The sequence below is a fragment of the Rhodopirellula halodulae genome (assembly GCF_020966775.1).
Taxonomy (GTDB): domain Bacteria; phylum Planctomycetota; class Planctomycetia; order Pirellulales; family Pirellulaceae; genus Rhodopirellula; species Rhodopirellula halodulae.
In genome coordinates this window covers 1,242,642-1,260,472 of record NZ_JAJKFV010000029.1, presented here as the reverse complement: position 1 = coordinate 1,260,472, position 17,831 = coordinate 1,242,642, and the positions used below count along the sequence as shown (strand labels likewise).

At 56.9% G+C, this 17,831-nt stretch carries 16 protein-coding genes; 2 read left to right on the top strand and 14 right to left on the bottom strand.

Annotation, left to right across the window (positions count from 1 at the left end):
* Positions 1-9: 9 nt before the first annotated feature.
* The 9 genes from LOC70_RS17540 to aroF all read right to left on the bottom strand — a co-directional run bounded on the left by LOC70_RS17540 (position 10) and on the right by aroF (position 7,776).
* On the bottom strand, positions 10-795 hold the full coding sequence (locus LOC70_RS17540; protein WP_230255286.1) for an SDR family NAD(P)-dependent oxidoreductase: 786 nt from the start codon (positions 793-795) through the stop codon (positions 10-12).
* A gap of 75 nt (positions 796-870) precedes the next feature.
* Positions 871-2,529 carry a putative manganese-dependent inorganic diphosphatase gene (locus LOC70_RS17535; protein WP_230255285.1) on the bottom strand — a complete coding sequence of 553 codons (1,659 nt, stop codon included), beginning with the start codon at positions 2,527-2,529 and terminating at the stop codon, positions 871-873.
* A gap of 296 nt (positions 2,530-2,825) precedes the next feature.
* Entirely contained in the window at positions 2,826-3,389 is a 564-nt protein-coding gene (locus tag LOC70_RS17530; RefSeq protein ID WP_230255284.1) for a flavoprotein, read from the bottom strand.
* Positions 3,389-3,661: a DNA-directed RNA polymerase subunit omega gene (locus tag LOC70_RS17525; protein WP_230255283.1), complete on the bottom strand. Its 273-nt coding sequence runs from the start codon at positions 3,659-3,661 to the stop codon at positions 3,389-3,391. Before LOC70_RS17525 ends, LOC70_RS17530 begins: the two co-directional genes overlap by 1 nt.
* Positions 3,646-4,275 carry a guanylate kinase gene (gene gmk, locus LOC70_RS17520; protein ID WP_230255282.1) on the bottom strand — a complete coding sequence of 210 codons (630 nt, stop codon included), beginning with the start codon at positions 4,273-4,275 and terminating at the stop codon, positions 3,646-3,648. The genes LOC70_RS17525 and gmk overlap by 16 nt, the downstream gene beginning before the upstream one ends.
* 8 nt (positions 4,276-4,283) lie before the next feature.
* Complete coding sequence (locus LOC70_RS17515) at positions 4,284-5,309, bottom strand: YicC/YloC family endoribonuclease (protein WP_230255281.1); 1,026 nt, start codon at positions 5,307-5,309, stop codon at positions 4,284-4,286.
* Positions 5,306-5,902 (bottom strand): preprotein translocase subunit SecG, encoded by a 597-nt coding sequence (gene secG, locus LOC70_RS17510; RefSeq protein WP_230255280.1) that lies wholly within the window; start codon positions 5,900-5,902, stop codon positions 5,306-5,308. The genes LOC70_RS17515 and secG overlap by 4 nt, the downstream gene beginning before the upstream one ends.
* Before the next feature lie 48 nt (positions 5,903-5,950).
* Positions 5,951-6,715, bottom strand: coding sequence for a triose-phosphate isomerase (gene tpiA / locus LOC70_RS17505; RefSeq protein ID WP_230255279.1), 765 nt, complete (start codon positions 6,713-6,715; stop codon positions 5,951-5,953).
* Positions 6,712-7,776 (bottom strand): 3-deoxy-7-phosphoheptulonate synthase, encoded by a 1,065-nt coding sequence (aroF, locus tag LOC70_RS17500; RefSeq protein WP_230255278.1) that lies wholly within the window; start codon positions 7,774-7,776, stop codon positions 6,712-6,714. The genes tpiA and aroF overlap by 4 nt, the downstream gene beginning before the upstream one ends.
* A gap of 405 nt (positions 7,777-8,181) precedes the next feature.
* Here aroF and LOC70_RS17495 point away from each other — a divergent pair, with 405 nt between their 5' ends.
* Both LOC70_RS17495 and LOC70_RS17490 read left to right on the top strand, forming a co-directional pair.
* The gene (locus tag LOC70_RS17495; RefSeq protein ID WP_230255277.1) at positions 8,182-8,748 is read left to right on the top strand and encodes an RNA polymerase sigma factor; all 567 of its coding nucleotides are present in this window, start codon (positions 8,182-8,184) and stop codon (positions 8,746-8,748) included.
* Positions 8,749-8,796: 48 nt separating this feature from the next.
* Positions 8,797-11,424, top strand: coding sequence for a VWA domain-containing protein (locus LOC70_RS17490; RefSeq protein ID WP_230255276.1), 2,628 nt, complete (start codon positions 8,797-8,799; stop codon positions 11,422-11,424).
* 156 nt (positions 11,425-11,580) lie between these two features.
* Here the strand turns inward: LOC70_RS17490 and LOC70_RS17485 are convergent, their stop codons facing one another.
* From LOC70_RS17485 to pheS, 5 genes are all read right to left on the bottom strand, one after another.
* Positions 11,581-12,384 carry a DUF4184 family protein gene (locus LOC70_RS17485; protein WP_230255275.1) on the bottom strand — a complete coding sequence of 268 codons (804 nt, stop codon included), beginning with the start codon at positions 12,382-12,384 and terminating at the stop codon, positions 11,581-11,583.
* A 28-nt stretch (positions 12,385-12,412) separates the two neighbouring features.
* Positions 12,413-13,285 carry an SPFH domain-containing protein gene (locus LOC70_RS17480; RefSeq protein ID WP_230255274.1) on the bottom strand — a complete coding sequence of 291 codons (873 nt, stop codon included), beginning with the start codon at positions 13,283-13,285 and terminating at the stop codon, positions 12,413-12,415.
* Position 13,286: 1 nt separating this feature from the next.
* Complete coding sequence (locus LOC70_RS17475) at positions 13,287-14,330, bottom strand: SPFH domain-containing protein (RefSeq protein WP_230255273.1); 1,044 nt, start codon at positions 14,328-14,330, stop codon at positions 13,287-13,289.
* Positions 14,331-14,614: 284 nt separating this feature from the next.
* Complete coding sequence (gene pheT / locus LOC70_RS17470; RefSeq protein WP_230255272.1) at positions 14,615-16,660, bottom strand: phenylalanine--tRNA ligase subunit beta; 2,046 nt, start codon at positions 16,658-16,660, stop codon at positions 14,615-14,617.
* Between the two features lie 122 nt (positions 16,661-16,782).
* Entirely contained in the window at positions 16,783-17,826 is a 1,044-nt protein-coding gene (gene pheS / locus LOC70_RS17465; RefSeq protein WP_230255271.1) for a phenylalanine--tRNA ligase subunit alpha, read from the bottom strand.
* Positions 17,827-17,831: the final 5 nt, after the last annotated feature.

Sequence of the window (17,831 nt, the reverse complement as noted above, 5' to 3'; positions counted from 1 at the left end):
CCACAACAGCTAGCGTGCCGTCCAACCACCATCCACGGTCAGCATGCTTCCGGTCATGTAACTGGAAGCATCACTGGCCAGGAAAATCGCAGGCCCTTGGATCTCGGGCAACTCTCCCCAACGTTCCAAAGCGGTGGCACCAACGATGAAGCGTTTGGCCTCTTCGCTGTCGGCGATCGGAACATTCATGGGCGTCAAAAATGGTCCCGGACAAATCGCATTGACGGTGATTTGATGGGACGCAAGTTCCAATGCCAACGCACGAGTCAATTGCACGACCGCACCTTTGCTGGACGCATACGGCGTTCGGTTGGCCAGTCCCACCAACCCCAGCGTGCTCGCCAAATTGATGATGCGGCCATGACCGTTGGCGGTTTCCTTCATCAAGGCGGACGCATGCTTGCAGCACAACCACATGCCATCGACGTTGGTGGCTTGCACTCGTCGGAACTCTTCCAACGTCAATTCGTCGATCGAACCTCGCAGGTTGATGCCCGCACTGTTGATCAGAATGTCCAACCCCGAGAACCGCTGTCGGCATTCGTTGAACATACGAACGACTTCGCTTTCGACGGTGACATCTGCGGCGATGCCCATGGCCTGCACCGAATATTCATCACGAATCGTTGCTGCAGCTTGTTGAGCTTCGTCGGCATGGCGACTCACCAAACACACGTCGGCGCCGGCGGACGCTAGACCCGCCGCCATCGCTTCGCCCAACCCTTTGGATCCGCCGGTGACCAAAGCCCTTCGGCCCGACAAATCAAACTGCTTCCATCCAGGCCAACGGGGCATCCAAAAACCTCATTCGTTCATCGGTCACGAGCCATCCACGATCATCCGCCAAGCGAAACTCATGCTCCACAACGACTAGCTGGTAGGGGCGGGTGAGTTTTCCAATAGGCTGCTGATCAACGGCAGCAACTGTTTCTTGCGGCTCACGACATTTTCCAACTTGTAGAGCCGGTCTTCCAATTGGGGATAGTTGATCTCTTCCCAGCCCTCGGGTTCGCTACTCATCAAAAGCAAACTTCCATTGCTAGAGATGTCCGTAACAAGCAACGCGGAAAACTCCAAACCTTCTTCCTCCGACAGTCGCACCAACGCTTGACTGAGTTCTGTTTGCCGTTCCCAAAACAGGTCCAAGCCAATCTCTTCAATCTGCGAAATCGAGAACTTGCGTCCGTTCTCTTCGAACTGCTTGCAGTCTTCGCGAACCACTTTGTCTGGCGTGCACGATCGAAGCGCGGATCCGATTTCAAAGAACTCATTGGCGTAGTCCGCCAAATCAACTTCGCAGAAATTCTGCAACCACTCCAACTGGTCTTTGTCGACATCCGTGGTCGTTGGTGATCGCAGATACAAGGTATCGCTGATGATGCCCGACGCCATGCACAGAGCGATGCCCGGCGTGGGCTCCAAATCGTTCTGCCGAAACATCCGTGCGACCAACGTGCAGGTCGAACCAACAGGATCCATGATGAAACGAATGGGCCCCGTTGATTTCAGCGATCCACCGAGCCGGTGGTGGTCCAACACCTCGACAATGTCGGCTTCCTCCGCACCTTCGACCGCTTGTCCTAATTCGTTGTGGTCGACCAACACGAGTTGGGGCCGCGGTGGGTGAACCATGTCCGATTTGCTCAACACACCAATCAGCTTTTGGTTGTCCACAACGGGGAAGATCGCCTGTGCGGATCGATAAATTTGTTGCTTCGCGGCGGCCACGGGCAACTTCCCTGACAACGCCATGAATTCGCGATTGATGACTTCCTCGATCAACTGCGCGGCTTTGATCCGCATGGTCGTTGTCGCGGTGTCGTATGGGCTGTTGATCACCGTGACACCGCGGCCACGAGCCAGCTCCATCAAACCGCTGGAAAGTTGGTAGCCGCCGGTCACCACCAAACCACGCACCCCCATTTCCAACGCGGGCAATTGAATCGTTGGACGGTCGCCGCTGACAACCAACAAGCGATCCGCAGGAAACTGTTTCATTCGTTCACAGAAACCACCCGCGCTCATCGCACCGACGGTGAGGATCATGTCCTCGTTCAAATCAGAGTCCACCGCGTGCTGGAAAGAACCACCCAGCACCGACACGACTTTATCGAGATTGGTCCGCACCTCGCGCGAACGATGTGGGTCAACGCCACCCTGGAAAACCAGTTCCAGCAAATCCAACAGCGTGACCAGTCCAATCAGCTGCTCGTTTTCATCGAGCACGGGAATGCTGCGCAGCTCGTGCTCGTCCATGCGTTCGTAGACTTCGTAGAACACGTCCGTGGTTCGAGCCACCACCACATCGCGATTGCAGATGTCCTCGAGCTCCGGACGAACATCCATGATGATCTTAGGAGCCGCCAACTTGGCTTTGCGAAGCGCGAACTCGGTTCGTTCATTGGGCGGCCCACAACATGCCGCCACCGCATCGGGTCGCGTGGTTCGGCGTAGAAAATCGGCGTAGGCCAAAGCACTGCAAATGGCATCCGTATCCGGATTGCGGTGACCAAAGACGTGTACGGTCATGGAAGCTGCTTGAGAACTCGAAGAAATAGCAATGGGATGAGAAGAGCCGTGGCCGCATGCGATGTCAAATCCATCCTTCGCGTCCGCCATCCGCTGAGGCAACCCGAAGTCGCTTCCCGCGCGGATGGATCGTCGACACCGAGCAAGCCAACATCGTGCAATCTGGTACTAAACTAGAATTGTGCCAGAGATCGCAAGCTCCATGTCATCCGCCGAGCCCGATGCAACCGTTTTCAGGACAGACGCATCGTCGCACCTCGGTCAGCGAGCTCACCTTGAGCAAGCCCTCACTGGACTCAATCGGATTCCGAAGCGGAGGATGGCAAGATCGATTCCAACGCACAAAGAATATCCGCCGGCTCGCTCATTCGACCGGTGCCTTTGACCCGGCAACTCAACCATCCATCTTCCGGCCCAATAAAGTGGCATCCGTCCTCGCGAAGGGTGGCAATGTTTCGTTGCACTGCAGGATGATTCCACATGGGGTCGCTCATCGCAGGTGCGAGCAAGACCGGTCGTGTGTTTTGCAGATAGAGGGTGCCAATCAAATCCGAAGCAGCACCGTTTGCAAATTCAGAAAGCAAGTTCGCGGTCGCGGGGGCAACGACCATGGCGTCGATCCCTCGGGTCAGCTCAATATGACTTCCCAAAGGAAACCGAGAATCAAAACCATCGTGGACGACGGGGCGTCCGGACAACGCCGCTAGGGTCGCATCGCCAATGAATTTGGTGGCCGCGTGCGTCGTGACCACTTGGACTTGATAGCCGGCCTGTGCCATTTTGCTGCACAGGTCGGCCGCTTTGTACGCAGCGATTCCACCGCCGATCGCCAATAGAATTCGCCGCGTGGTGACTGCCATTACAGGTCAGAAGGATCCAGTTCAGGAGCTTCGCTGGCGGCGACGATGGCATCGAGATCCTCAACGGCCTCGACTTCGTTGTCCATGTTCAGAAAAATTTTGTCCTGAACAATTTCCTGCAACACGATCGACATTTTGTCGTGGGTATCGACGTTGACCAACGCGCGGCTGCCTTGGTTCAACTGCACCAGACGTTTCTGAATCAACGTGCTGAGCTTGAACCGACCACCGACCTTGTTGACGATTTCTTCTTCTTTCAGTTCTTCGAGCACGGCGATTTTTTCCTTTGATCTTTCAAGATCTGGCAGATCTCGGTGACAGCGTTGTCGACCGATTCGTTGATGATTTCGTATTGATAGCGACTGAGGCACTGCATCTCGGCCGCCGCGGTTTCTAGTCGAGCAGTCAGGGACGATTCTGATTCGGTGCCACGATTCCGCAACCGTCGCTCCAACTCATCCATGCTGCCGGGATGCACAAAGATCGTCAGCGGGCGATAGCGTGGGTCATCCAGGACCGCCAAGGCTCCCTGCACATCAATCTCTAAAATTACCCATTTCCCGGCATTCAGGCCAGTGGCAACTTGGTCGGCGAGCGTCCCATACCAATGCCCCATGCTGAAGACCTCTTTGCATTCCAAGAAGTCGCCGGCCTCGCGCCGCGTTGCGAATTCGTCGTGACTCAGGAAAAAGTACTCTTTTCCATGAGTTTCTCCGGGTCGCGGTTCCCGGGTGGTCGCGGAAACACTCAGTTGTAGCGGCACTTCGCATCGCTGCAACAATTGTTTGACGACCGTGGATTTTCCAGCGCCGCTGGGACCGGAAATGATGACCAACCGGCCCGGGTGAGCCGTTTCGTCACTCGAAAAGGGTGCAGAATCGTTCATTCGATGGGTCACTCCAGGTTTTGAACGAGTTCACGCATACGCTCAATCGCACACTTCATCTCGACCACGTGTTCCGCGATCTCGGCGTCCCCGGCTTTGCTCCCGATCGTGTTGGTTTCGCGATTGAGTTCTTGAATGATGAAATCGAGTTTCCGGCCCACCGCTTCGCCGCGTTCTTGCGAGCTTGCCGATTCCTCACTCGAATCCCCCACCAAGACGCCTCGCATCATCGCGAGGTGACTCTTCAGACGCGTCAGTTCCTCGCTGATGTCCGCTCGATCCGCAAAGAGCTGGACTTCGCGAATCAAATCGACCGGCTGTGCGGGTTGCAAATTATTTTCTGCAAATGCTTTCTCGATTCGGTCTCGCAATCGTTCCCGATATCGCTGGACGACAAAGGGACTCAGCTGTGCCACCTGCTCGCATCGAGTTTCGATCAACTGCAGATCCTGCTCGATCGATTCCGCCATCGCGATGGCTTCGTCAGATCGCATTTTTTTGAATCGTTCCAGCGCCAGCTCAACGCTTGACTCGACCAATTCCCATTTAGCTTGCGCTCTGGCCTGACGCTCTTCCGTGTCTTGCCCATCGGGGCTGGGAGATTCCAGCACGCCAGGCAACTGCATCAAATGAGCCAGATCAATGTTGGTGGATGTGACCGCATCGCCCATCGCCAAGGAATCCGCGACCTCAGCCAACTGCTCCGCATACGACCGAACGGCGTCGCAATTGACTCGCGGCAAGTCAGCACCGGGCGGAGACGTCAGGCGGACCTGAACGGTCACACTGCCGCGATGCAGATGCTGGCGAATCAGCGTTTCAATCTTCGGTTCCAATTCTGAAACCGAATCGCTCGTGCGTAAAATGACTTTCAGACCGCGGTTGTTCACCGATCGAATTTCGGTGACGACTGCCCCGGCGTTTCCCGAAGCTTCCCCGCGGCCTTGGCCGGTCATGCTGCGCAGCGACGGGTAGGGCGAACCGCCGAGCGGTGAATTCGATGTGGACTGCGTGCGAACAGACGCCTGCGTCACGGAGTTTCCTCGTCCGACGTGGCTTCTTCCGCTGAGACTTCTTCCGTCGTGGCTTCCGCTTCCGATGTGGTTTCGGCTTCCTCAGAAGCTTCACCTTCGGCCGAATCAGAATCACCAGAGGACAAACCGCCGATCGATCCGACACCGCTCGCAGCTGAATCGTCGTCGGAATCGGCTTCGTCGGCGTTGGTTGGAACCACCAAACCGCTGGTGATGTCGTCGTCGGCCTCGCCACCGGGGCCCGCACTCAGCGACGAATCGTTGGTGTTGGCGACCTTGGGAGCGTGAGCCCCCAACTGGTACATTGCAAACGCACAAACCAACGCCCAAACAGCCGCGGTGCCGACGGTGATCGCGGTGAACGTGTCACCCGCTTTGCTACCGAATGCCGACTGACCACCGGGTCCGCCGAGAGCACCCGTCAAACCGCCGCCTTTGCCTCGTTGGATCAAGATCAACAGGATCAAAAACACAGACAAAAACGCCATCAACCAGCCCAAAACGATCCCCATGAACGAAGCCAAGGGCATGGCGGGAACCAATTGATGGATGGAAACGACGGGTTGGAACAAAGAATCGATCGCGAGACTCACGGCAAACAATCCGTTGAAATGGGATGATTTGGGTTATGGAAACTGGGATCAGGCCGAGGGAGCCGCGTTGATGATTCCAGCGAAATCGTCAACTTTCAGGCTCGCACCACCGACGAGAGCCCCGTCAATGTTGGGTTGGGACAACAATTCTTCTGCGTTGCCCGGCTTCACGCTGCCACCGTACTGAATTCGGATCTGTTCGGCGACTTCGGTCGAGAACATTTTCCCCAAAAGTTCGCGAATGAATGCGTGAACGGCTTCGGCTTGCTCTTTGGTGGCCGTCTTGCCGGTCCCGATGGCCCAAACGGGCTCGTACGCGATCACGATGTTGGCCGCGCGGGCTTCATCCAGACCTTCCAATGATCCGCGAATTTGGGTTTCGACGACCTTTTCGGTGTCGCCGGCTTCACGCTCTTCCAAGGTCTCGCCGACGCAGACGATCGGCACCAAGTTGCCAGCCAGAGCCGCATGCAGTTTCTTTGCGACGCAAGCGTCCGTTTCGCCCATCAGTTGGCGACGTTCGCTGTGGCCCAAGATGACAAACCGGCAACCAACATCGGTCAACATCGATGCGTTGACTTCACCGGTGAAGGCACCGTCTTCGGCGGCGTACAGGTTCTGGGCTCCCATTTCCACGGGCGTTCCGGCGACGGCTTCGGCAACTTGCCCGAGATACACGGATGGCGGGCAAAGCACGACTTCGACGGCGGGCGACTTGCCAACCACGTCGACAATGCCTTTGGCAAGCGACGCGGCCGACTCGGCACGCATGTTCATTTTCCAGTTACCAGCAATCAGGATGCGACGACTCACGCGAGGGCCTCAGTTGGCGGGGTGTTGGTGTTTGAATTCGGAAGGGGTGAGATCGCTTTGCCGAGCAACTTGGCCATCGCGGCCATCTTCTCGACGATCTCGGTGTATTGTTCAGGCAACAAGGCTTGAGCCCCGTCGCTTTTGGCTTCTTCGGGGCAATCGTGGACTTCGATGTGCACACCATCCGCTCCCGCGGCCAATCCAGCCAACGCACACGGCGGGATCAAATCTGGACGGCCAGTGGCATGTGACGGATCAACAATGATCGGAAGGTGTGTCAATCCTTGCACGGCGGGAACCGCAGCCACGTCGAACAGGTTGCGGGTGGAGGGGTCGAAACTTTTGATACCACGTTCGCACAGCACCACGTTCGGGTTGCCCTGCGAAAGCACGTACTCGGCACTCATCAACAAGTCCTGAATCGTCGCACTCATGCCACGTTTCAAAAGCACTGGACGCTCGGACTTGCCGACTTCCGTCAGCAGCACAAAGTTCTGCATGTTACGAGCACCGATCTGCAACATGTCGGAGTATTCGGCGACCAGCTCCACATTTCGCGGGTCAGTGATTTCGGTCACCACCGGAACGCCAAACGCATCGCCAACTTCACGCAGGATCTTCAGTCCGTCTTCACCCAAACCTTGAAAGGCGTAGGGGCTGGTTCGTGGCTTGTAAGCTCCGCCGCGAAACAAGTTGGCACCGGAGCGAACCACGCTCTCCCCGATCCGCATCATTCGGTCACGATCTTCCACACTGCACGGACCCGCGATCATCGCGAGATTGCCGCCGCCGATCTTCACGCCCGACACGTCGATCACGCTCGATTCGGGGTGAGCCTCACGAGAGGCCAATTTGTACGGTGGTAAAACGGGGACGACTTGCTGCACGCCGGGGATCGATTGAAGCTGTTGTTCGGTGGTCAGGCTCTCGTCGCCGATCATGCCGATGATCGTACGAAACGTCCCGCGACTGAGGTGCGTTTGGAACCCCATCGACTCGACTTTCCGGACCACATGGTCGATCTGGTCGTCGGTCACACCGTTTTTCAGAATCAAAATCACGACAGGATCCGAGCGGTGTCAAAATGATGGGAGTTGGGCGGTCAAATCAGCCCGCACACCATAGCAGTCCACCCGCTAAATCGTCGAGAGGATCTGTTTTCGCTGCCATCGCGGTGAATCTCGGTGGCCCTGGATCTGTGCTGAAGGGTGTCAGATCGTTTGCGGAAACGTTCCAAGCAGCCTTCGGGGCCGATTGCCCGAAACAAGACTGCCTTCCCCGCCGTGGTCTTGCTCCGAATTCCGCTAAAACAGCGTTTTGGGATGCCAAGGAGTCTCCAACAGACTCCTCCCGACATTTTTGGCTGCGATTTTTTGGTGGCGACTCTAAGAAATCCGCCCCCCACTCGTTGAGTACTTGGAGGCGACACGATTCGTCTCCCTTTTCTTCCTTCGCATTGAACCGCCATGAGCCAACCGGCCCCCACTTCCGCGGCCGACGACCTCAGCGATCCAGACGACTCCGGCCCCGATCGCTCCGGGACTGGGACCGCACAATGGATCGCCGAGGTTGTCGACCAATTCCAGCGTCCCTTGTTGGCGTATGCCACCGGGATGTTGGCGGATCGCACCGCTGCCCAAGACGCCGTGCAAGAAACGTTTCTGCAACTGTGTCGCAAGCGGCCGGACGAGTTGGCTGATCGATTGGCTCCGTGGCTGTTCACCGTCTGCCGCTCACGAGTGATTGACATGCAACGCAAACGATCTCCCGACCGATTGGATCCCGACGCGGTCGCCGTCGTCGATCCCGCCCCGCGTCCCGATGCGGTGGCACAAGACCACGAGGCTCACGAACAGATCGCCGCCTCCATCGAAACGTTGTCCCCGCGACAACGCGAAGTCATCCAACTGCGAATGCAGGCGGGACTCAGCTATCGAGAGATCGCTGATGTCACCGGCCTGACAGTCAGCAACGTCGGCTTTCATCTTCATCAAGCCGTCAAGTCACTTCGCGATGGTTTGGCTGTTTCCTGAGCCAGACCTCCTCACCACCAATCATTCTTCCGTCATCGGATCACACTCATGTCCAATTCATCCACCTCTCCTCCGTGGGACGATCCTCGCGTCACCGCGTATGTTCTTGGTGAACTGTCTGACCAAGAGGCGGCTCAGTTCACCGAAGAGATGAACGCCAATCCAGAACTGGCAACCGCAGTCGAAGAAGCTCGAGCGGTCACCCAGCAAGTCGAATCATTCTTCCACTCCAGCGCCGTCCCGCCGCTCGAAACCAATCGCGTCGAAAGCATTGTTCGCGAAAGCGAAACGGCGGCCACGGATGAGGCATCCGTCTCCGCAGGCTCCGCGTCCGGGACGTCTTGGTTTCAATCCCGATGGATCCAATTCGCGGTCGCTGCCAGCATCGTTGGTATCCTGCTGGGCCTTTCAATTCCGGCCGTTCACACCGCCCGCGAAACGGCATCCCATCAACGACCAGTCAGCGGCCAGTTGCCAGGCGATTTTTCCGGCATGGAAACCGACGACATGGCCGTGTTCGAAGAAGAGATGCCACTCGCCGATTCCGAAATGGTTTACCAACGCGAAGCCGGCGTTTCGGCGATGCAGCTAAGCCGACAAAAAGAGAAAGCAGATTCGCTCGGCTTGAGATCCTCGGCTCGCAATTCCAATTTATCGTCTGGCCCAGACGCCAACGAATTCTCCGCTTCCACATCCAACGTCACGATGGTGGAAGAAGCTGAAGGTGGACAAGTCGAGTTCGTTCCCACGCAAGACGCTGCCGCCAACGCTCCCATCGCGGAAGCGAAAGGGATGATGTCCGGAACGGATACCATGCCAGCGGAAGTTGCTGGCCCAACACCGCGAAGTATGGGGATGGACATGGAAATGGACATGGGGATGGATGGTGCCTTTGCGGCGGGCGGAAGTCTGCCACCGACGCCGACCGCTGAAGCACCAGCCGCCCCCGCAGAACCGTCCGCCGGCAAACCAATCATGAGCAAGCACGTGATTGGCGACTTTGCTGTCGCCCCTGTTCCAGTGCAGATGGGCCGTGGGCAGGTGGAACTTGAAAGCGTCCGTCGACGCATGGCAAGGAGCGAGTTGCGTTCAACCAACGAACTTGCTCCCGCACCCGCCATCGTGCCCGCACCGACGGTACCGGACATCGCCGACGGCGAAGGAAGCGGCCCAGGATCGTCTGGAGACAAATTCGATCCCATCACCGAAAACGAATTCCGCCGAGTCACCGAGCATCCACTGAGCACGTTTTCGATCGACGTGGATACCGCGAGCTATGCCAAGGTCCGCAGCTACCTGCAACGTGGCCAATTGCCGCGTCCCGACTCGGTCCGTATCGAAGAACTGATCAACTACTTTGACTACCAGTACACGCCGCCAACCGCCGAAGACTCGGCTCCGTTCTCTTCCGCAATGGCCGTCGCCTCCTGCCCGTGGAATGAGGACAACCGTTTGGTGCGTGTCGGCATTCAAGCCAAAGACATTGATCGCAAAGAACGCCCTCGCTGCAACTTGGTGTTTTTGATCGACACCAGCGGATCCATGAAACGCCCCAACAAATTGCCGTTGGTAATCGAAGGCATGAAGTTGCTGCTGGATCAATTGAAGAAGAACGACCGTGTTGCGATCGTTGTCTACGCCGGATCGTCCGGTTTGGTCCTCGACTCAACTCCGGTCAAACAAAAGAAAAAGATCGTGCGAGCCCTCTCGGCCCTTTCGGCTGGCGGCAGCACCAATGGCGGAGCGGGTTTACAACTTGCCTACCAAACCGCCCGTGAAAACTTCATCGAGGATGGAGTGAACCGAGTGATCCTGTGCAGCGACGGTGACTTCAATGTCGGCATGACTGGCACGGATCAACTGGTCGCCGAAGCGACTCGCCAATCGAAATCGGGCACGGAATTGACGGTGCTTGGATTTGGGATGGGCAACCACAACGATGCCATGATGGAACGCATCTCAAACTCCGGTGCGGGCAACTACGCATTCGTTGATACGATCGCCGAAGCCAACAAAGTCTTGGCCGACCAAGTCGCCGGCACTTTGTTCACCGTTGCCAAAGATGTGAAGATCCAAATCGAATTCAATCCGGCGGTGGTCTCGGCCTACCGTTTGATTGGCTATGAAAATCGGATCTTGGCCAAGGAAGACTTCAACGATGACACCAAAGACGCGGGCGAGATCGGAGCGGGCCACCGAGTGACAGCTCTTTACGAGATTGCACCGACCGGCAAACTCCCCAGCTCCATTGCTCCGGATGTGGATCCGCTGAAGTATCAACCTGCTGAAGACGCAGCAGGCGAAGAGGAACCCGCGACCGATGACGACGCCCGTGAAGAGGGCTCAACCGAAGAAGCAACCGATGACGCGGCGACCAAGGAAATTTTGACGCTGAAGATTCGCCACAAGCCACCGCAAGGTGACGTCAGTGAAAAGCTCACCTTCCCACTGGTCAACGAAAGTCAGCCGTTTGCTGAAGCGGACCGTGACTTCCAGTTCGCTGCCGCCGTGGCCGGGTTTGGAATGCAGCTTCGCAACAGTTCACATGCGGGCACTTGGACGATGGACGATGTCATCTCGACCGCAGCCCAGGCCAAAGGCTCAGACGAACATGGATTGCGAGCCGAGTTTCTCGAACTCGCCGAAACGGCAAAACGATTGATCATCAACGATTGATCCATCACCTCAACCGTAGCTCGGTGGTCCCCCACCGAGTTGCCTGGTTTGAGAGATCACGATGAAGGACCATCGTGCTACGGTGAACAGAGTGCTAATCACGATGGGGACCATCGTGCTACAGGTTGTGGGTTGATGCAGGTCCGGGCGATCTTGCTAGGAGGTGTCTTGTTTGGACGAGGCTTCGACTCGCGACCAGACCGTATGCATCACGATGCTGTAGGCAATCAAACTCACCATCGCGATGGCTCCAAACACCATGACGCTTTGCCGCAATGCGAAGGTGATCCCGAACCGCGTGTAGGCCGCATAAACCCAGGCGGCATACGCCATCATCAGAACCGAGCCGACACCAAGTACCGACATCGTGACCCAATCTGGGATTCGAGTCCGCTTGGATTCTTCTTGGCTTGCGGGTTGCTTCCACAACCACCGCACGACCACCAGTCCCATCGGCGGCAACAAGAACAAAGACGACAGGTGCTGAGCCACAGCGAACCATCGAACCGGTCGACCTGAAACCTCAAACGCGACACTCGACAGAATCGGCATCGCAATCCGCGATCCCCATCGGTGCTGGTGCGTGAAAGAATCCCAAAGCACATGCGTCGACGCACCGACCAGGACGCAAACCGCCACCAACAAGATGGATTGCCACTCGAGAGAAACCGGACGGTCCGCGATGGCACGCACGCGAGACCTCAACGGCTCGGGCAACAACTCGACGGCGGGCTGCTTGATCAACAGATGAAAGACGAAGTACGCCGCCACTCCCATCGGCACGCAGTCGACAAACAATCCACGAACGCTGTGCAGCGATTCATAGCTGAACAACATGGGGAAGAAGACGCCGGCATCCGGAATCATGCACCCTATGGCGAGCGCCGAAAACGGCAGTCGCCACCGGGCCAACCAAGCGATCGGAATCGCGGCTGCAACATGCGTCGGAGTGAACGGCATCGAAACTCAGGTCATCTCAACCGTTGGATCAATTGGTTTGAACCAACACGTTGGCGGACGACGGCAACAAGCTGACCGAAGCACCTGACTGCAACAGGTTCTCCGCTTCCATCACCTGCAACACCGCGTCCAGAATCTCTGGATCACGCTTGGCGATGTCGTTGAGCTTCTCGCCAACGACGCTGGGTCGCGCCGCCGCGGCTTCGGCCATTTTGGTCGAAACCTTCAACGCGGTTTCACTCTTGATCAACCCAACGCGGTTCTCGCCGTCTTGTTTCATCGCACTGGTGACCTGCACCAAACGCTTGACGACTTTCTCGGTGATGTTCTCGACCATGTGCCGGTCCGTGAACGCCACTTTTCGAATGTAGACCGACCCCAATCGGTAGCCCCACTTTTCCGAAAGCGGCGACACCGTTTGGCGAACCGTTCGTGAAAGGCTGTGGCGATCCTCCAGCATCTTTTCCATCTCGAGATTACTCAGGGTCGAGATGGTCGAACTGGTCACGTTGGCCTGCAACGAACCATCTGGATTCGCGTTGGTGAAGAGAAACGCGATGGGGTCCTGGACCTGCATCTCGTACCAAATCCCAACGCCCATCGGCGTGCCTTCTTCTGAGTTCACCATTTGGCTGCGGAGGTAGTGCTGACGCAGCGCCGTGTTGACCTTGTACTTCTTGCCAAAGAACGGGATCAGCATCGCTTTGGCTCCAAAGTGAACCAACGGAAACTGCAAACCCGGTTGGTCAATTTCTCCAAGCACCTTGCCGAACAGCGTGAACACTTGCGATTCACACTCATCGACGCAGCTAAACAATCCAAAGAACCGAGCCATGCCGAGCATGATCGGAATCAACATCAGCCCGAACACAAATCCGGGAACAAAACCAATCGCGTCCATGTTACGCCTTCCCTTCTGATTTGGAGTCGGTTTGCAAAATACGTTCGGTGTTCTTGTACAGCGGAACTCGCAAGTTTCGCAAATACGCTTTCAAGCAATCGGATCCGCCTTCTGACTTGATCGAGACCAACGTGTTCGCCAATTCGTGAAGTGGAGCCACCTCCGCTTGAGCGTTGTTGGTCGCGATCTCAACGGCACGAGCACTCATCGTGATCTGCTGTTCCGCATCGGCACGAGCGGTGCTGATGTCGGCAGCGACTTGGTTGCGAGTGCTATTGATGGCGGACAGCGCCCGGTCGACTTCCGCGGGCGGGTCGATTTCGGTGATCAACGCGGCGTCCAACTCAATGCCGTAGCGACCGGTCGTCGATCGACACTGTTCTTCCATGTACTGATTTAGCAAAGGCAGGTTCTTGCGAAGGTCGTTGATTGAAACGCCCTCGGACAATTCCACCGCACTGGCTTTTGTTTCGACGGTCGATTCCGAGTCGCCTTCACCCGCACCGGCGATCGCTTCGGTTTCGGCCACCGCGTCCGCCAGCAAGCTTTGGCCTTTTGGATCAACGAAGTTGGCAATGCGTTCCCGCAGGACGGAAACGAAGTACCCCATCACGTGCTCCAGCGGACTCTCCACGCCGAACAGATACGGGTACAGGTTGTTTTCGCTGACTCGGTAGCGGATCTGGCCGTTAACCCCGGTCGTGAGGTTGTCTTTGGTGACCGCTTCGATGGTGTCCTGAGCCTTGGACGGATCCCAAGTCAGATCGACCGTTTGGGTTGCGACACTGACCTTGTGAACGCGTTGCCACGGCAACTTGAAATAGGGACCGCCGGGTCCGATCACCTGCACCTGAGGATATTCGTAGCGTTCGCGCTCATCATCCGACATTGTGGCGGCGTCTGAACCAGCACCGAGCCGGTTCACCGCACCAAACGTCGTGACCACCGCTCGCTGATCGGGGCGCACGGTGTAGAGGCACCCCATCAATATTTTGAGAGCGGCGTAGAAGCCGACTCCCATGAGCAATCCAACCAAGAAAAACACGCTGCTACCTCCCAGGGAAATGTTCTGTTCAACCTGACCAACCGGTCACCCGAACTCGACAGCGAACCACGGACGGATCCTGCTGTTCAGAAACCTAGCCCGCGAAGGAAGCGAAGGAGCTGTTCTTCGACATTTCGTCCAATTCCGATGCGGATTGCGCCAAATTTAGCGTCTGAAAGAGGGTGACGCTGGTTGAAGGGCGGGAATCCATCGCGGATCGGGCGCGCGAGTTTTCGCCGCCGACGCTGCCACATCGGGAACTCAGCGACTCAGAAACCCGCGTCCTACCGCAACAAAACTGCGTCGAGCTGCTTTTCACACGACGCAACCAACTCGTTGATGATCGCGTCGGCGTCGCTACCGCTGAGCGTCTCCGTTTGGCTTTGCAGCTCCATCGAGAATAGCACCCGTTTCTTGTCGGGACCGTCGACCTTCTCGTTGCGATACGTTTCGCGGTACGTCAAATCAGCCAAACGTTCTTGGGCCGCCTTCTGCACCAAAGCCGCCAAATCATTCCAGCGAACCGACTCAGGCAAGACCAGATTCAAGTCTCGCTGGATCGACGGGAAAGCACTGACGGCTTGCTGCTGCGGAACCAACCGCGACTGATCCGCCAAAACACCCGCCGAAAGCTCAGCCGCCACGACGCGACCGGTCAGCTTGAATTGCTTGACCAGCTTGTCGTCGACGAACCCCAGGAAACCAAGGACAATTGATTCTTTGCCAGCGGGATCGCGGAGCAATAACTCCACCGCACCGCCCTTGGCAAAACCGTCACGCGAAACGGGGTTCACCCCCAGCTCCAGCACAATTCCCAATCGATCGCACAGCGTTTCGATGATGCCTTTCATGGCAAAAAAGTCTTCGCCACCGATCAATCCGACGTGATAGGTTTCGTCGGGAAGCAACGCATCGTCACTGTCCGATGGTGCCGGCAAGTAAACGTGAGCGATCTCGAACAAGTCAGCAAGCAAGCTGGCCGAAGCCCAGTTGGCCGCACGACTTTGCAGCAAACTCGGAATCAATGAACGACGTAGCGTACGAGCACCTTCCAACATGGACGTTCGAGTCTGCAACGCCGGACGATCCGTCCAAGGCGATAACATCTGATCCAGCTTCTCGGTCACGACGCTGGGAGTCATGGCCTCGCTGATTCCCGCCGCGGTCAACACGCCGCGAATGCGTTCCATGGCGGTGTCGAATCGCCGCTTACTACTGGGGGCCACCGGAATGGGTGCGTCTTCGGGAATCTTGTCGTAGCCATGGATCCGTGCGACCTCTTCGATGAGATCAACCTCGCGCGTCAAGTCATGACGCCACGTCGGCGGGACACACTGCAAACCATCGGCGAAGGCAGACACTTCGCAACCCAACAACTTCAGAATTCGGTCGAGCTCAGCGGTTTCGATTTCCATCCCGAGCAGTGCCGTGACACGTTTGGGACGAAGCAAGATCGACTCTCGTTCGGGAATGTCACTGGCCGTATCGATCACACCAGACGCAACCGTGCCTCCCGCGATTTCGGTGATCAACTGGCACGCACGACGGCTCGCCCAATCGATACCTTTGGGATCAACGCGACGTTCGAATCGGAACGAAGATGGGCTGTGTAATTTCAAACGCCGGGCCGTGCGTCGCACTGACAACGGAACAAAATCGGCTGCCTCGAGAACGATGTCGGTGGTGCCTTCGGTCACCTCTGACGAGGCTCCACCCATCACGCCGCCGATAGCCAATGCCTCGGACTGATCCGCGATGACGCACGTCGATTCATTGACGTCGTAGTTCCGGTGATCAATCGCTTCGAGCTGCTCTTTGTCCTTGCCCGAACGAACGACAATCTGCTTGCCGCCGACCTTGGCGAAATCAAACGCGTGCAGTGGCTGGCCGCATTCCATCATCACATAGTTGGTGATGTCGACCACGTTGTTGACGACACCAATGCCGACGGCTTTCAGCGATTCTTGCAACCACTGCGGGCTCTCACCCACCTTCACCCCGCGAATGACTCGCGCGGTGTAACGGGGGCAAGCGTCCGTCATTTGATTGTCGACGGACAGTGCCTTGTCGACCGAATCACCCGCCTCTTGAAATTCAACGGTCGGAATCTTGAGCTTCTGATCCGTCAATGCCGCGATCTCGCGAGCGACTCCGATGTGTCCTAAACAGTCACCACGATTGCTGGTCACTTCCAAATCGATGACGACGTCACCGTCGATGGTTTCGCTTCCTTCGTGGTTCAAACCAGAAAGGCTCAAACGATCCACCAATTCATCATGCGAAAGCGTCAGATCGACGTAACGCGACAACCATTTCCAAGAAACAAGCATGGGAGTGAAGGAGGCAAAGGTTGGATTGAATAGAAAGACCGAACGTCTGATTCGCAGGCACCTGAGCAGTGAATCGCCGACATGCAGCAAGCCGCCGAATTCACCACTTTGTGATCCGGTTCTCAGAACTGCTGCAGGAACCGCAGATCGCCGCTGTACAAATCGCGAATGTCGGTGATGCCGTGACGCCGCATGCACAACCGCTCGACGCCCAAACCAAACGCGAATCCGCTGACTTCCTCGGGATCGTAACCGACCGCCGCGAAAACGTTCGGATCAACCATTCCGGCACCGCCAAATTCGATCCAAGTGCCATTCCAGAGGAAGTCAACTTCGACGCTGGGTTCCGTGAACGGGAAGAACGATGGGCGGAAACGAATCTCGACATCTTCGCCAAGGTAATTGTTAGCGAAAACGCGAAGCACCGTTTTCAGGTTGGCCATGGTGACGTTCTTGTCGACGAGCAGGCCTTCCATTTGATGGAACATCGGGAAGTGTGTCGCATCCGGAGCATCCGGACGATAAACACGTCCCAACGAGATGATGCGAATCGGTGGTGCCGTGCGTTTCATCACGCGAATTTGCACCGTGCTGGTTTGGCTGCGGAGCAACTGCGATCCTTCGTCACCCGCGTCGGCGGAAGCCTTTCCCGAAGGATCTTTGGCAGTGGCCAAATAGAAATTGTCCAGCGGATCTCGCGCGGGGTGATCTTCGGGAATGTTCAGTGCCACGAAGTTGTGCCAGGGGTCTTCGACCTCAGGGCCCTCGGCGACTTCGAAACCCATTCGCCCCATGATTTCCGTCAGGTGCGAAATCGTTTGCGTGATCGGGTGGATGTGCCCGATCGCTGGTCGAACACCGGGCAGCGTTGGATCAAACGTCGGGTCAACGCCCGCCTCATCCCCACCGGAAAGCTTTTCCTGAGCAGCCTCAAACGCGGCGTTGATCGAGTTCTTGACCGCGTTCAGTTTTTGACCGGCGGTTGGCTTGTCCGCCTTGTCGATTCCGCCCAGCATTTTTTGGATGTCTTTGAGCTGCCCTTTCTTGGCACCCAAAAACGTCACCCGAGCATCCTCGAGCGTGCCCGCATCAGAGGCGGATGTGAACGCGGATTCAGCGTCCGACTGGAGCTGGTCCAGTCGGGAGAGGAATTGATCGAGTGACATGATGG